Source organism: Pseudomonas citronellolis (assembly GCF_001586155.1).
GTDB classification, from domain to species: domain Bacteria; phylum Pseudomonadota; class Gammaproteobacteria; order Pseudomonadales; family Pseudomonadaceae; genus Pseudomonas; species Pseudomonas citronellolis.
In genome coordinates, this window is record NZ_CP014158.1 from 1160965 (window position 1) to 1174712 (window position 13748).

Annotated in this window: 10 protein-coding genes; 3 read left to right on the forward strand and 7 right to left on the reverse strand. The window is 71.6% G+C overall.

Features of this window, described 5'->3' with window-relative positions; all coding sequences use genetic code 11:
• Positions 1–155 precede the first annotated feature (155 nt).
• From ptsP to PcP3B5_RS05355, 3 genes are read left to right on the forward strand one after another with little or no spacing between them, the layout of a single operon-like run.
• Positions 156–3032 (forward strand): phosphoenolpyruvate--protein phosphotransferase, encoded by a 2877-nt coding sequence (gene ptsP / locus PcP3B5_RS05345; RefSeq protein ID WP_061560734.1) that lies wholly within the window; start codon positions 156–158, stop codon positions 3030–3032.
• Positions 3032–3994 carry a 1-phosphofructokinase gene (gene pfkB, locus PcP3B5_RS05350; protein WP_061560735.1) on the forward strand — a complete coding sequence of 321 codons (963 nt, stop codon included), beginning with the start codon at positions 3032–3034 and terminating at the stop codon, positions 3992–3994. The genes ptsP and pfkB overlap by 1 nt, the downstream gene beginning before the upstream one ends.
• A gap of 14 nt (positions 3995–4008) precedes the next feature.
• Positions 4009–5745: a PTS fructose-like transporter subunit IIB gene (locus tag PcP3B5_RS05355; protein WP_061560736.1), complete on the forward strand. Its 1737-nt coding sequence runs from the start codon at positions 4009–4011 to the stop codon at positions 5743–5745.
• A 275-nt stretch (positions 5746–6020) separates the two neighbouring features.
• Here the strand turns inward: PcP3B5_RS05355 and PcP3B5_RS05360 are convergent, their stop codons facing one another.
• Genes PcP3B5_RS05360 through arnC form a run of 7 tightly spaced genes read right to left on the reverse strand, consistent with a single transcriptional unit; the run spans position 6021 to position 13745 of the window.
• Entirely contained in the window at positions 6021–7397 is a 1377-nt protein-coding gene (locus PcP3B5_RS05360; protein WP_058488561.1) for a UDP-glucose dehydrogenase family protein, read from the reverse strand.
• Between the two features lie 17 nt (positions 7398–7414).
• Positions 7415–7870 (reverse strand): 4-amino-4-deoxy-L-arabinose-phosphoundecaprenol flippase subunit ArnF, encoded by a 456-nt coding sequence (arnF, locus tag PcP3B5_RS05365; protein WP_043272300.1) that lies wholly within the window; start codon positions 7868–7870, stop codon positions 7415–7417.
• Positions 7867–8211 (reverse strand): 4-amino-4-deoxy-L-arabinose-phosphoundecaprenol flippase subunit ArnE, encoded by a 345-nt coding sequence (arnE, locus tag PcP3B5_RS05370; RefSeq protein WP_061560737.1) that lies wholly within the window; start codon positions 8209–8211, stop codon positions 7867–7869. The genes arnF and arnE overlap by 4 nt, the downstream gene beginning before the upstream one ends.
• Entirely contained in the window at positions 8208–9854 is a 1647-nt protein-coding gene (gene arnT / locus PcP3B5_RS05375; protein ID WP_061560738.1) for a lipid IV(A) 4-amino-4-deoxy-L-arabinosyltransferase, read from the reverse strand. Before arnT ends, arnE begins: the two co-directional genes overlap by 4 nt.
• Entirely contained in the window at positions 9851–10735 is an 885-nt protein-coding gene (gene arnD / locus PcP3B5_RS05380; RefSeq protein WP_162493539.1) for a 4-deoxy-4-formamido-L-arabinose-phosphoundecaprenol deformylase, read from the reverse strand. Before arnD ends, arnT begins: the two co-directional genes overlap by 4 nt.
• Positions 10732–12735 (reverse strand): bifunctional UDP-4-amino-4-deoxy-L-arabinose formyltransferase/UDP-glucuronic acid oxidase ArnA, encoded by a 2004-nt coding sequence (gene arnA, locus PcP3B5_RS05385; RefSeq protein ID WP_061560740.1) that lies wholly within the window; start codon positions 12733–12735, stop codon positions 10732–10734. Before arnA ends, arnD begins: the two co-directional genes overlap by 4 nt.
• Positions 12732–13745, reverse strand: coding sequence for an undecaprenyl-phosphate 4-deoxy-4-formamido-L-arabinose transferase (arnC, locus tag PcP3B5_RS05390; protein WP_043272305.1), 1014 nt, complete (start codon positions 13743–13745; stop codon positions 12732–12734). The genes arnA and arnC overlap by 4 nt, the downstream gene beginning before the upstream one ends.
• Positions 13746–13748 lie beyond the last annotated feature (3 nt).

Genomic DNA, 13748 nt, shown 5'->3' on the forward strand with positions numbered 1-13748 from the left:
TCAATAGGTGAAACGATTCAGCAAAGGCTGTCCCCCTGCCTGCGGCCACTATGCTGGTCACCAGGGACAGCCTCGCTGTTCACCCCAACAAGCGGATAACCGCCCCGTTTCGGCAGCCCGGCCTTCCTCCCGGGCCAGCCGCTGAGGAGAACGATGTGCTCGAACTGACCGCGCAGCAGGTCCGCATGCAACAGCGGGCCGCGGACAAGCCGGCCGCCCTCGAACTGCTCTGCCAGGCCCTGGAGGCCGACGGCCTGGTCGAGCCGGGCTACCTCGCCGGGCTCAAGGCCCGCGAGGCCCAGGGCTCCACCTACCTCGGCCAGGGCATCGCCATCCCCCACGGCACCCCGCAGACCCGTGACCTCGTGCGCCGTACCGGCGTGCGCCTGCTGCACTTCCCCGAAGGGGTGGACTGGGGCGACGGGCAGCTCGTCTACCTGGCCATCGGCATCGCCGCGCGTTCGGACGAGCACCTGAACCTGCTGCAACTGCTGACCCGCGCCCTGGGCGAGGGCGACACCGGCGCGGCGCTGCGCGAGGCGCGGGATGCCGAGCAACTGCTGAAGGCCCTGAGCGGCGCCCCGCAGGCCCTGGCCCTGGACGCGCAACTGGTGGCGTTGGGGCAGGGCGCCGAAGACTTCGACGAACTGCTGCTGCTCGCCGCGCGCCGGCTCAAGGCCGCCGGCTGCGTGGAGAGCGGCTTCCTCGCCGCGCTGCAGCAGGGCGAGGCGCTGCCGCTGGGTGAGGGCCTGTGGTGGCTGGGCGGCGGCGAGAAGGTCAGCCGGCCCGGCCTGGCCTTCGTCACCCCGCAACGCGAGCTGCAGCACGCCGGCCAGCCCCTGCGCGGGCTGTTCTGCCTGGCCGAGCGCGGCGATGCGGCGCGCGTTGTGCTGGAGCGCCTGTGCGACCTGCTGGTGGACGGCCGTGGCGCCGAACTGGCCCGTGCGACTTCGGTGCGCGCCGTGCTGGAGGCCCTGGGCGGCGAGCTGCCGGTGGACTGGCCGAGCCTGCGCGTGCCCCTGGCCAACCCCCATGGCCTGCATGCGCGGCCGTCGCAGGTGCTGATGCAGATGGCCCGCGACTTCGACGGCGAAATCCGCGTGCGCATCGCCGACAGCGAGGCGGCGCCGGTATCCATCCGCAGCCTGAGCAAGCTGCTCAGCCTGGGCGCGCGGCGTGGCCAGGTGCTGGAGTTCTTCGCCGAGCCGGCAATCGCCGAGGTGGCGCTGCCGGCCCTGCGCGAGGCAGTGGAGCAGGGCCTGGGCGAGGAAGTCCTGCCGCTGGCGGACGCGCCCGTGGAGGCCGAGGCGCGGGCCGAGCCGGAAGCGCCCTTGCCCGAACTGGTCCGGGGCGAGTGGCTGGGCGCCATCGCTGCGGCCCCGGGCATCGCCAGCGGTCCGGCGCACCTGCAGGTGGAGCCGACCTTCCAATTCCCGGCCCGCGGCGAATCCCCCGAGATCGAGGCGCAGCGCCTGGCCGAGGCCAAGGCCGCCATCGCCACGGAGATCGAGGCCCTGGTGGAGCACAGCCGGAGCAAGGCGGTGCGCGACATCTTCGTCACCCACCAGGCCCTGCTCGACGACCCCGAACTGGGCGCCGAAGTGGCCGTGCAACTGGCCGACGGCGCCAGCGCCGAAGCGGCCTGGCACGCGGTGATCGAACGGGCCGCCAGCCAGCAGGAGGCCCTCGGCGACGCCCTGCTCGCCGAGCGCGCGGCGGACCTGCGCGACCTCGGCCGCCGGGTGCTGGCGCGCCTGTGCGGGGTGAGCCTGCCTGCCGAGCCGGCGCAGCCGTACATCCTGGTGATGGACGAGGTCGGCCCCTCCGACGTGGCTCGCCTGGACCCCGAGCGCGTGGCCGGCATCCTCACCGTGCGCGGCGGCGCCACCTCGCATAGCGCCATCATCGCCCGCGCCCTGGGCATTCCCGCCCTGGTCGGCGCCGGCGAAGGGCTGCTGACGCTGCCGCCGGGCACGCCGCTGCTGCTCGACGGCGAGCGCGGCCGCTTCGTGGTGGCGCCTGCGGACGAGGTGCTGGAACAGGCCCTGCGCCAGCGTGAGGAACACCAGCGCCGCCAGGCCCTGGCCGAGGCGCGCCGGCATGAACCGGCGCGCACCCGCGACGGCCATGCGGTGGAAGTCTGTGCCAACCTCGGCGACAGCGCCGGCGCAGCTCAGGCCGTGGAGCTGGGCGCCGAAGGCGTGGGCCTGCTGCGCAGCGAGTTCGTCTTCCTCGACAGCCCGCGCGCGCCGGACCTGGCGGCCCAGGAAGCCGAGTACCGCCGCGTGCTCGACGCCCTCGACGGCCGCCCGCTGGTGGTGCGCACCCTGGACGTGGGCGGCGACAAGCCGCTGCCGTACTGGCCGATCCCGGCCGAGGCCAACCCCTACCTGGGCGTGCGCGGCATCCGCCTGACGCTGCAGCGCCCGCAGATTTTCGAGACGCAACTGCGCGCCCTGCTGCAGGCCGCCGCCGGGCGGGCGCTGCGGATCATGTTCCCGATGGTCGGCCAGGTCGAGGAATGGCGCCGGGCGCGCGACCTGGCGCTGGCCCTGCGCGAGGAATACGACTGCGCCGACCTGCAGCTGGGCATCATGGTCGAGGTGCCCTCGGCGGCGCTGCTGGCGCCGGTGCTGGCGCGCGAGGTGGACTTCTTCAGCGTTGGCACCAACGACCTGACGCAGTACGCCCTGGCCATCGACCGCGGCCACCCGACGCTGTCCGCCCAGGCCGACGGCCTGCACCCGGCGGTGCTGCAACTGATCGACATGACCGTGCGCGCCGCCCATGCCCACGGCAAGTGGGTGGGCGTGTGCGGCGAGCTGGCCGCCGACGCCCAGGCGCTGCCGGTCCTGCTGGGGCTGGCGGTGGACGAGCTGAGCGTATCCGCGCGCAGCATCCCGCTGGTGAAGCAGGGCGTGCGCGAACTGGACCTGGGCCAGGCCCGCGAACTGGCCGGCGCTGCCCTCGGCCTGGCCTCGGCGGCGGAGGTCCGCGCCCTGGTGGCGCGGGCCCTGGGGGAGGCGCGCTGATGGCCCGCATCCTCACCCTCACCCTGAACCCGGCGCTGGACCTCACTGTGCGCCTGCCGAGCCTGGAACTGGGCGCGGTGAACCGCAGCGAGGCGGTGCTGGCCCAGGCCGCCGGCAAGGGCCTGAACGTCGCCCAGGTGCTCGCCGACCTTGGCCATGAGCTGAGCGTGGGCGGCTTCCTCGGCGCCGACAATGCCGAGGCCTTCGACGCGCTGTTCCGCCGCCGCGGCTTCCGCGACGCCTTCGTCCGGGTACCGGGCGAGACGCGCAGCAACATCAAGCTGGCCGAGCGCAGCGGGCGCATCACCGACCTCAACGGCCCCGGCCTGGAAGTGCATGCCGAGGCCCAGCGGCGTCTGTTGGAGGGCCTGGACGAACTGGCCGCCGATCAGGACCTGGTGGTGGTGGCCGGCAGCCTGCCGCGCGGCGTGCAGCCGCAGTGGCTGCATGAGCTGCTGCTGCGCCTGAAGCGCCTGGGCCTGCGCGTGGCCCTGGATAGCAGCGGCGAGGCCCTGCGCCAGGGGCTGGCGGCCAGGCCCTGGCTGGTCAAGCCGAACGCCGAGGAGCTGGCCGAGGCCTGTGGCCCGGTGGGCGAGGGCGGCATCGATGCCCAGGCCCGCGCCCTGCGCGCCGGCGGTGTCGAGCACCTGGTGCTTTCCGAGGGCGCCGAGGGCGTGCGCTGGTACGGCCCGGACGGGCTGTGGCAGGCGACGCCGCCGAAGGTCGAGGTGGCCAGCACCGTGGGCGCCGGCGACTCGCTGCTGGCGGCCATGGTCGACGGCCTGCTCGCCGGCCGGCCCGCCGCGCAGGTGCTGCGCGAGGCCACCGCGGTGGCCGCCCTGGCCGTGACCCAGTTCGACTTCGGCATCGCCGACCGCGAGCGCCTGGCCCGCCTGCAGGCGCAGGTGGCGGTGCGCGCGCTGGATCGATCCGCCCGCCCGCCGCGCCGGGCGGAGCCATGACAAGAGGTACGACGATGAACCTTGCCCTGATCACTGCCTGCCCCAACGGCCAGGTCACCAGCCTGCTCAGCGCGCGCCTGCTGCGCGCCGCCGCCGAACGCCTGGGCTGGTCGGTGTGCGTCGAGAGCAACGAGCCGCAGCGCCCCGAGCAGCGCCTGAGCGCCGAACAGATCGGCGCGGCCGACCTGGTGCTGGTGGTCAGCAGCCAGCCGCTGGACTTGTCCCGCTTCGCCGGCAAGCCGCTGTTCCAGGCGCGCCCGGCCGAGGCCCTGGCCGAGCCGGCGGCCTTTCTGCAACGCGCCGCCGCCGAGGCGCAGCCCTGGCAAGGCACCGCCGAGCTGAAAGTTGAGACCAAGGCGGTGCGGGTAGTGGCGGTGACCGCGTGCCCGACCGGTGTAGCGCACACCTTCATGGCCGCCGAAGCGCTGCAGCAGGCCGCCGAGCGCCTGGGCTGGCAACTGCGGGTGGAAACCCAGGGCTCGGTGGGCGCGCGCAACCCGCTGTCGGCCGAGGACATAGCCGCCGCCGACGTGGTGCTGCTGGCGGCCGACATCGAGGTGAACGCCGAACGCTTCGCCGGCAAGCGCATCTTCCGCTGCGGCACCGGCGTGTCCTTGAAGCAGCCCGAGGCGACCTTGCGCAAGGCACTGGAGGAAGGCGCCACGGAAAGCACCGTCGCCGCCGCTGCGCAGAAGCCGGGCAAGGGCGAGGCGCGTGGGCTGTACAAGCATCTGCTGACCGGGGTGTCGTTCATGCTGCCGATGGTAGTGGCCGGCGGCTTGCTGATCGCGCTGTCCTTCGTGTTCGGCATCCAGGCCTTCAAGGAGCCGGGCACCCTGGCTGCGGCGCTGATGCAGATCGGCGGCGAAAGCGCCTTCAAGCTGATGGTGCCGATGCTCGCCGGCTACATCGCCTGGTCCATCGCCGACCGCCCGGGCCTGGCGCCGGGGATGATCGGCGGCCTGCTGGCCAGCAGCCTGGGCGCCGGCTTCCTCGGCGGCATAGTGGCGGGCCTGCTGGCCGGCTACTCGGCGCGCGCGGTGAGCCAGTGGCTGAAGTTGCCGCAGAGCCTGGAGGCGCTCAAGCCGATCCTGCTGATCCCGTTGCTGTGCAGCCTGTTCACCGGGCTGGTGATGATCTATGTGGTGGGCCAGCCGGTGGCCGGGCTGATGAGCGCGCTCACCGATTTCCTGGCCGGCATGGGCACGGCCAACGCCATTCTCCTCGGCCTGCTGCTCGGCGGCATGATGTGCGTCGACCTCGGCGGGCCGATCAACAAGGCCGCCTACGCCTTCTCCGTGGGCCTGCTGGCCTCGCAGAGCTACGCGCCGATGGCGGCGACCATGGCCGCCGGCATGGTGCCGCCGATCGGCATGGGCCTCGCCACCCTGCTGGCCCGACGCAAGTTCGCCCAGAGCGAGCGCGAGGCCGGCAAGGCGGCGCTGGTGCTGGGCCTGTGCTTCATCTCCGAGGGCGCCATCCCCTTCGCCGCCAAGGACCCGCTGCGGGTGCTGCCGGCCAGCGTGGTGGGCGGCGCGCTGACCGGGGCGCTGTCGATGTACTTCGGCTGCAAGCTGCTGGCGCCCCATGGCGGGTTGTTCGTGCTGCTGATTCCCAATGCGATGAATCATGCGCTGGCGTATCTGCTGGCGATCGTCGTGGGGAGTGTGGTGACGGGGGTGATTTATGCGCTGCTCAAGCGGGATGAGGTGCAGGGGATGGTGGGGGTGCCTGTGCGGGCTGCTGAGTGATTCCGTTGGGCAATGCACCGGTGCCAGTTCCAAGAGCGCCCTCTCCCTAACCCTCTCCCTGAAGGGAGAGGGGACCGTTCGGAGTGCTTGGATGTTCTGGAGTCAGCCGGCTAGCACGAAGTTTCCGACTGACGCCAGGCCTTCTCTCGGCACGGACAAGCCCCCTCTCCCTTCAGGGCGGGGCGCGCAGCCGAGGGCTGGGGAGAGGGAGCGGAGTCAATCCAACGCACCAGCGCCGCCGGGAAACACGGTTCGCGAGCAAGCTCGCTCGCCCCTCAGGCACTCCGCCGCAACGGCTGCTCCTGCGCCGGCACCGGCAGCCGGTGCGAATCCCCCCGGCCCATGGCGAAGTATTCGAAGCCATAGCGCGCCATCCGCTCCGGATCGTAGAGGTTGCGCCCATCGAAGATCACCGGCGCCTTCAGGCGGCTGGCCAGCAGCTCGAAGTCCGGGGCCTTGAACTGCTGCCACTCGGTGCAGATCACCAGGGCATCGGCGCCGCCCAGCGCTGCCTCGGGGGTGCCCATCAGCGTCAGGCGTTCGTCATGGCCATACAGGCGCTGGGCCTCGGGCATGGCTTCGGGGTCGAAGGCGCGGACCTTGGCCCCGGCCGCCCACAGCGCCTCCATCAGGGCGCGGCTGGGGGCGTCGCGCATGTCGTCGGTGTTGGGCTTGAACGACAGGCCCCAGAGGGCGAAGGTGCGGCCCTTGAGGTTGCCGCCGAAGTAGGCGGCGATGCGCTCGAACAGCTTGTGCTTCTGGCGCTGGTTGATGGCCTCCACCGCGCGCAGCAGGTCGCTGGAGCAACTGGCGTCGTCCGCGCTGTGGATCAGGGCCTGGACGTCCTTGGGGAAGCAGGAGCCGCCGTAGCCGCAGCCGGGGTAGATGAAGTGGTAGCCGATGCGCGGGTCGGCGCCCATGCCCTGGCGCACCGCCTCGATGTCGGCGCCCAGGTGCTCGGCCAGCTCGGCGATCTGGTTGATGAAGCTGATCTTGGTGGCGAGCATGCAGTTGGCGGCGTACTTGGTCAGCTCCGCGCTGCGCAGGTTCATGCACAGGATGCGGTCGTGGTTGCGGTTGAACGGCTCGTAGATCTCGCGCATCACGTCCAGCACCTCGGGCCGCTCGCAGCCGATGACGATGCGGTCGGGGCGGCGGCAGTCGGCCAGGGCCGAGCCTTCCTTGAGGAATTCCGGGTTGGACACGATATCGAAGTCCAGGCTGCGGCCATGCTGGCTCAGCACCTTGTGGATGTGCGCCTTGACCAGGTCGCCGGTGCCCACCGGCACCGTGGACTTCTCGACGATCACCACCGGCGCCTTGCGGTGCAGGGCGATGCCCTCGGCCACCGCGAACACCGCGCCCAGGTCGGCCGAGCCGTCGGCGCGCGGCGGCGTGCCCACGGCGATGAACTGCACCAGGCCGTGGGCCGCGGCCACTTCCACCTCGCTGGTGAAGCGCAGGCGGCCGGCTTCCAGGTTCTCCTTCACCAGCTCGGCCAGGCCGGGTTCGTAGATGCTCACCTGGCCGCGCTGCAGCTTGGCGACCTTGGCCTGGTCGATGTCCATGCAGACCACGTCGTGGCCCACTTCGGCCATGACCGCGGCCTGCACCAGGCCGACGTAGCCGATCCCGAATACGCTGATTTTCATGGTTGTGTCCCTGGTGGTTACGGGTGATTCGAGCGCACCGCCGTGCTGCCGCCCTGGCTGGATCCAGCATGCCGGTGCTTCGTTACGGTTCTTTTGCCGCGCGGCGCGTTGATGGTCAGCACGCCGGCGATCACCAGGGCCACGCCGAGGGCGCCGCGGGCGCTGAGCGGTTCGCCGAAGCCGGGCAGCGCGGCGGCGCCCAGGTAGACCAGGGCGTAGCTGATGCTCAGCAGCGAATAGGCGCGGCCCAGCGGCAGCTGGCGCAGGGCGCCCAGCCAGCACAGCAGCGACAGCGCGTAGGCCAGCACGGCGGCGGCGAGCACGCCCAGCAGCGGCAGGTGGTAGGTGCTCAGCGCTTGCAGCCAGTGCGCCGGCTCGGGCAGGCGCACCATGGCCCAGCGCATCCCCAGCTGGGCGCTACTGACCAGGGCCACGCTGCCCAGGGCCAGGGCGAAACCGGTGATGCGGCTCATGCCTGCGCCCCCAGCAGCGCCACGCCGGCGCCGATCAGCAGGATGCCCAGCCAGTGGCGCGCATCGACGCTTTCGCCGAAGAGCAGGCGCGCGGCCAGGGTGACCAGCACAAAGTTCAGGCTCAGCATCGGGTAGGCCAGGCCCACCGGCAGGCGCTGCAACAGCAGCAGCCAGAGCAGCAGGGCAGCGCCCAGGCAGGCCATGGCCAGCAGCAGCCAGGGCGACAGCAGCTTGCCCGCAAGGCCGAGGCTGCGTTCGCCCCAGCCGTCCACGGCGAGCTTCTGCGCCACCTGGCCGAGGCAGGTGAGCTGGCACACGGCGGCGAGCAGCAGGGCGGTCATGGCGCGGCCTGCGGGATCAGTAGGAAGACCAGGTGGTTTTCCCGGTAGCTGGTGACATCCCGCGGCATCAGCGCCAGCTCGGCTTCGTCGCCGGGGCTGTTGATGCGCAGGATCACGCCCACCGGCCCCTTGCGGCGCGCATCGGCGAGCCAGGCGGGGAAGCCCTCCAGGCTCAGCGAGCGGCCCTGGGCGTCGGGGTAGCCGAGGCCGTACTTGAGCTCGCCCTCGGTGTTGAGCAGGAACACCTCGCTGCGCCCGGTGCGCCAGGCCAGCGCCGAGGCGCTGCCCAGGTCGTTGCTCAGCAGGGTGCGGGCGCCGGCCAGTTCCTCCAGGTGCTGGGCGATGAACTGGTCGGGCATCTTGCTGTTGACCATGCGTTCGGGCAGCGCCGCCGGCGCCGCGGCCACCAGCAACCAGGCGGCCAGCGCCGGCGCGGCCCACAGTTGCTGCGGGCGCAGCCACTGCAGGGCGCCGCACAGGGCCCAGAGGGCGCAGACCAGGCCGATCAGCAGCAGGCTCGGCAGTTGCTGGTGGTACAACGCCTTCTTCGCCTGCAGGAATGCCAGCGCGGCCAGGCCGAGCAGGCCCAGCAGCAGGTTCAGCGCGCCGTTCAGGCGCAGCGCCCGCAGGCGCCCGCTCTCCAGGGCGCCGGCCAGGGCATCGGCCATCAGCAGGGCCAGGGGCGCGAAGCAGGGCATGATGTAGGTCGGCAGCTTGCCCCTGGCCAGGCTGAAGAACAGGAAGGGCATGGCGAACCACAGCAGCAGGAACACCGCGTGGGGCGCGCGGCGCGCCTGCCAGCCGCGCTGGAAGGCGGCGGGGACCAGCAGCGTCCAGGGCGCTGCGCAAGCGAACAGCAGCGGCACGAAGAACCAGAACGGCCGCGCGTGCTGGGCGTCGCTGCCGGCGAAGCGCTGGATGTGCTCGTGCCAGAAGAAGAAATGCCAGAAGTCCGGCTCGCGCAGGTGCACCGCCAGCACCCAGGGCAGGCTGGCCAGCAGCGCCACCAGCAGCGCCAGCGGGCCGAGCAGGAAGAGTTCGCGCAGGCGCCGGCGCCACAGCGCGTAGGGCAGCGCCACCAGCACCGGCAGCAGGCCGGCGAGGAAGCCCTTGGTCATGAAGCCCATGGCGCAGGCCGCGCCCAGCGCCACCCAGGCGCCGAGGCGGGCGCGGGGCGAGGTGGCCTCGAAGGCGAACCACAGGGCGAACAGGCTCAGATTCACCCACAGGGTGAATTGCGGGTCGAGGTTGGCGTAGCCGGCCTGCCCGGCGATCAATGTGAAGCTGCCGTAGAGCAGCGCGGCCATCCACGCCCGGCCCGGCTGCGGCCACAGCCGCCGGCCCAGCAGCCACACCAGCAGGGTGCTGCAGGCGCTGACCAGCACAGAGGCGAAGCGCACGCCGAACAGGTTCTCGCCGAACGCCGCCTGGCCGAGGGCGACCAGCCAGTAGCCGGCGATGGGCTTCTCGAAGTAGCGCAGGCCGAGGAAGTGCGGCGCTACCCAGTCGCCGCCATGCAGCATGTCCTGGGCGACCTGCGCGTAGCGCGCTTCGTCGGGTATCCACAGGCCGTGCAGGCCCAGCGGCACGAGGAAGAACAGGAGCAGCACGGCCCCGGCCAGCAAGCTATAGCGCCGGTTCATCGCTGTACGCCCAGCCAGCCTTCGCGGCCCGCCAGGCTGCCGCGGCGCAGCTCGCCCAGCGGCAGCGTCGCCGGGTCGGCCGGCAGCAACTGGCCGAGGGGGCGGAAGCGGATGCCGCCCTCGCGGGCATGGCCCAGCAGCGCGCGGAAGGCGTCGGCCATGACGATGCCTTCCACCTCGGCGTGCACGGTGTAGACGTTCAGCGCCCGCGGGCGGAAACGGGCCATGATGAAGTCGTTGAAGGCGCCGGCGGAAAGGTCCGGGCCCACCACCTCGTCGAAGGTCGGCAAGTCCACCGGCACCTGCGGGGTGCCCGGGCGGCCGTCGGCCAGGCGCGGGCGGAACGGCGAGGCGCCGCGGCAGTCGCTGTTGTAGCGGAAGCCGAAGGCCTCTTTCGCCTGCACGGTGCGCTCGTCGGCGCGCCAGCCGGCCACCGCCGAGCAGTCCACGCGCTGGCCGAGGATGTCGCTGAGGCTGTCCACGCCCAGGGCGATCTGCCGGTGCAGCTGCTCGGCGCTCCAGTGGCCGGCGTTGGCCTGCCAGCCGTGGTGGTCCCAGGCGTGTAGGCCGACCTCGTGGCCGGCGGCCAGGGTGCGCCGCATCAGCGGGCCGAGGTCGCGGCCGATGGGCCGGCCGGGCCAGGCGGTGCCGGCCAGGAGGATGTCCCAGCCATACAGGCTGGCGGCTTTGGAGCGCAGCATCTTCCACAGGAAGCGCGGCCGCGCCAGGCGCCACAGGTGGCGGCCCATGTTGTCCGGGCCGACGCTGAAGAAGAAGGTCGCCTTCACCCCGGCCTCGTCGAGCAGCTCCAGCAGCCGCGGCACGCCGTCGCGGGTGCCGCGGTAGGTGTCGACGTCGATGCGCAGCCCGGCCTGCATCAGCTGGCGACCCTCAGCTTGCCGGCCTGCTGCTGCTCGGCGATGGCTTCGCGCAGGAAGAAGTCGAGGGTCTTGGCGATGGTCTCGCGCATGTGCACCTTCGGCTCCCAGTCCAGCAGGCGGCGGGCGTTGTCGATGCTCGGCTTGCGGTGCGCCACGTCCTGGTAGCCGTCGCCGTAGAAGCTGCGGCTCTCCACCTCGCGGAAGCCGGCGAAGGGCGGGAAGTGCGCGCGCAGCGGGTGGGTCTCGAACTGGCGCAGCAGTTCCTCGCCCAGCTCGCGGATGCTCGCCTCGTTGTCCGGGTTGCCGATGTTGACGATCTGCCCGTCGCAGCGCCCGCCGTCGTTGTCGACGATGCGCGCCAGGGCCTCGATGCCGTCGTCCACGTCGGTGAAGCAGCGCTTCTGCGCGCCGCCGTCGACCAGGCGGATCGGCGTGCCTTCCACAAGGTGCAGGATCAACTGGGTGATCGCCCGCGAACTACCGATGCGCGCCGAGTCCAGGCGGTCCAGGCGCGGGCCCATCCAGTTGAACGGGCGGAACAGGGTGAAGCGCAGGCCCTTCTGGCCGTAGGCCCAGATCACCCGGTCGAGCAGCTGCTTGGACACCGAGTAGATCCAGCGCTGCTTGTTGATCGGGCCCACCACCAGGTTGGAGCTGTCCTCGTCGAAGCTGGCGTCGCTGCACATGCCGTACACCTCGGAGGTGGACGGGAAGATCACCCGCTTGCCGTACTTCACGCAGTAGCGCACCAGCTTGAGGTTTTCCTCGAAGTCCAGCTCGAACACGCGCAGCGGGTTGCGGGTGTATTCGATGGGGGTGGCGATGGCCACCAGCGGCAGCACTACGTCGCACTTCTTGATGTGGTACTCGATCCACTCGGTGTGGATGCTGATGTCGCCCTCGACGAAGTGGAAGTCCTGGTTGCTCTTCAGCCGTTCGATGGCGTCGGAACCGATGTCCAGGCCGTACACCTCGTAATTGCCGTCGCGCAGCAGGCGCTCGGAGAGATGGTTGCCGATGAAGCCGTTGACGCCGAGGATCAGCACCCGCGTCTTGCGCCGGGGCTTGCCCACCGCGTGCAGCCGCGAGCCGGTCACCAGGCCCATCTCGCGGGCCAGTTGCGCGCCGGCGAGGAACAGCCCGGCGTCGCCCTGCTGGCCGGCGACTATCTCCAGGCTGTCTTCGCCGCAGGCGATGCGCAGCGGCTCCACACTGAGCACGGCGCCGGCCGGGCGGCCCTGGTTGCCGGGCACCACCTTCGACTGCCAGACGATCAGCTTGCGCTCGCCCACCGGGGCGAAGGCGCCGGGGTAGGGCTGCGTCACCGCGCGCACCAGGTTGTGCAGTTCGCTGGCCGGGCGGCGCCAGTCGAGCTGGCCGTCGGCGGGGGTGCGGCGGCCGAAGTAGCTGGCCTGGCTTTCGTCCTGCTCGCGCTCGACGAAGTCGCCTTCGAGCATCGCCGGCAGCAGCCGCTCGAGCAGTTCGCCGGCGGCTTCGCGCAGCTTGCCGTGCAGGCTCAGGGCGGTGTCTTCGGCGTCGATGGCCACGCGCTGCTGGGCGATGATGGCGCCGGCGTCGGGGCGCTTGACCATGCGGTGGAGGGTCACGCCGGTCTCGCTTTCGCCGTTGACCAGCACCCAGTTGGCCGGGGCGCGGCCGCGGTAGCGCGGCAGCAGCGAGCCGTGCAGGTTGAAGGCGCCGCGGCGGGCGCAGGCCAGCAGTTCCTCGCCGAGCAGGTGGCGGTAGTAGAACGAGAAGATGAACTGCGGCTGCAGCTCGCGGATGCGCGCGATCCACAGCGGGTGGTTGACGTCCTCCGGGGCGTGCACCGGGATGCCGCGCTGCGCGCACAGCTGCGCCACCGAGCCGAAGAAGCGGTTTTCCCGCGCGTCGTCGGCGTGGGTGAACACCGCGTCGATCTGGTAGCCGGCGGCCAGCAGGGCTTCGATGCCGGCGCAGCCGATGTCGTGGTAGGCGAATACGAGGGTCTTGGCGCTCATTGGGCTAGGGACTCGACGGCAGGGGTAGGGGAGATCGACGCGGTGCTGGCGGTGGGCAGGGCCGCGCCGCGCGCCACGCGCTCGATGAAGAAGCGCGGGCGGGCGCGCACGTCGTTGTACATGCGGCCCAGGTACTCGCCGAGCAGGCCCATGCCGACCAACTGCACGCCGCTGAACAGGAAGAGGATGGCGAACAGCACGAACAGGCCGTCGCCGGCCCAGGCCGCGCCGAACAGCAGGCGCAGCGCCAGCAGCAGGACGCCGAAGGCCGTCCCGGCCAGGGCCATGCCGGCGCCGACCAGGCTGAGCAGGCGCAGCGGGCTGGTGGTCATGCAGGTGACCAGGTCGAACATCAGGTTGACCAGGCGCAGGAAGCCGTACTTCGACTCGCCGTGCTCGCGCTCGGCATGGCCGACCACGATCTCGCTGGTGTGGCGGGCGAAGCTGTTGGCCAGGATGGGGATGAAGGTGCTGCGCTCGCGGCAGGCCAGCATCGCCTTGACGATGCCGCGGCGGTAGGCGCGCAGCATGCAGCCGTAGTCGCTCATGGCCACGCCGGTGGAGCGCTGCACGGCCAGGTTGATCAGCTTCGACGGCCAGCGGCGCAGGGCCGAGTCCTGGCGGTCGCCGCGCACCGTGCCGACCACGTCGTAGCCCCTGGCGGCCTGCTCGACCAGCCGCGGGATTTCCTCCGGCGGGTTCTGCAGGTCGGCGTCGAGGGTGATCACCAGGTCGCCGCGGCACTGCTCGAAGCCGGCCATGATCGCCGCGTGCTGGCCATAGTTGCGGTTGAGGATGACCGCCAGCACGTGGCTGTCGGGCGCCTCGGCGGCTTCCTGGAGCAGCTCGGCGGAGCCGTCGCGGCTGCCGTCGTCGACCAGCACGATTTCGTAGGCGCGGCCGAGCTGGTGGCAGGCGGCGTCGGTGCGGCGCAGCAGTTCGGGCAGGCTGTCCTGCTCGTTGTACACCGGGATGACCACGGAGACGCAGTCGATGGCATAGGGTTTCACGGG

Bases quoted from the DNA above. Each gene is read 5' to 3' on its own strand.
- pfkB (WP_061560735.1), top strand. From the start codon at position 3,032: ATGGCCCGCATCCTCACCCTCACCCTGAACCCGGCGCTGGACCTCACT.
- arnT (WP_061560738.1), bottom strand. From the start codon at position 9,854: ATGAACCGGCGCTATAGCTTGCTGGCCGGGGCCGTGCTGCTCCTGTTC.
- arnF (WP_043272300.1), bottom strand. From the start codon at position 7,870: ATGAGCCGCATCACCGGTTTCGCCCTGGCCCTGGGCAGCGTGGCCCTG.
- PcP3B5_RS05355 (WP_061560736.1), top strand. From the start codon at position 4,009: ATGAACCTTGCCCTGATCACTGCCTGCCCCAACGGCCAGGTCACCAGC.
- PcP3B5_RS05360 (WP_058488561.1), bottom strand. From the start codon at position 7,397: ATGAAAATCAGCGTATTCGGGATCGGCTACGTCGGCCTGGTGCAGGCC.
- arnE (WP_061560737.1), bottom strand. From the start codon at position 8,211: ATGACCGCCCTGCTGCTCGCCGCCGTGTGCCAGCTCACCTGCCTCGGC.
- arnA (WP_061560740.1), bottom strand. From the start codon at position 12,735: ATGAGCGCCAAGACCCTCGTATTCGCCTACCACGACATCGGCTGCGCC.